Raw genomic sequence first — 810 nt, forward strand, 5'->3', positions numbered from 1 at the left:
TCAAAGGCACACACAATTCCACACATCCTAAATATCGATTATAATTTATGTTGACAAAGATGATACTTTGGTTTTAAATAGAAAACACATATACCGTTTTAGATTCCTATTTGATATTTTATTTCTATTATTTATAATAATTTATAATAAAAAGAACCAAATTATTAAAAAGTTAGTGCAAATTGTAAGAAGTCCAAATTTTAACGACTCTTTATAAATATTCGAAGCCTTAAGAGCTTAGATTTGAAAAACTTAAAAATGAACTTTATGAAAAATGTACTTACCCTTACACTCATGGTATGCACCATGGTATTTGCAAGCACCGCTTCTGCTCAAGAATTTAGCGGTATGGATAAAAGCCCTATGGACATGGCATCCTATCCAACAGATTACAAAAATTCTGACAAAGCTGTCCGTGTAATTTATAGCCGACCTCAACTCAAAGGACGGTCTATGGAAGAATTAGCACCTGCCGGCAAGGTTTGGAGAACCGGAGCCAATGAGGCCGCGGAGATCACCTTTTTTAAAGGCGCCACTATTGGTGGGCAAAAAATTGATGCAGGGACATATGCTCTTTTCACTATTCCCGGAGAAAATGGCTGGACAGTAATTTTAAATAAGAATCTGAACCAATGGGGTTCTTATTTTTATGATAAAGCCGGTGATGTAGCCAGAGTCAATGCAAATGTATCTGCAGGTTCCGAATCTTTGGAAGCCTTTTCCGTCACCTTTCAAGATGTTGACAATGGAGTTCACATGGTAATGGGATGGGGTACTACCAGAGTTGCAGTTCCTATTGTTTTTGTAATG

The 810-nt window shown here is 36.5% G+C and carries 1 protein-coding gene; it reads left to right on the plus strand.

Annotated features, from left to right (window positions below):
• Positions 1-267: 267 nt before the first annotated feature.
• On the plus strand, positions 268-810 hold a 543-nt coding region (locus Q0X72_RS11425), incomplete at its 3' end, for a DUF2911 domain-containing protein (RefSeq protein WP_297765429.1).

The sequence above is a fragment of the uncultured Muriicola sp. genome (genome assembly GCF_947258935.1).
Taxonomy (GTDB): domain Bacteria; phylum Bacteroidota; class Bacteroidia; order Flavobacteriales; family Flavobacteriaceae; genus Muriicola.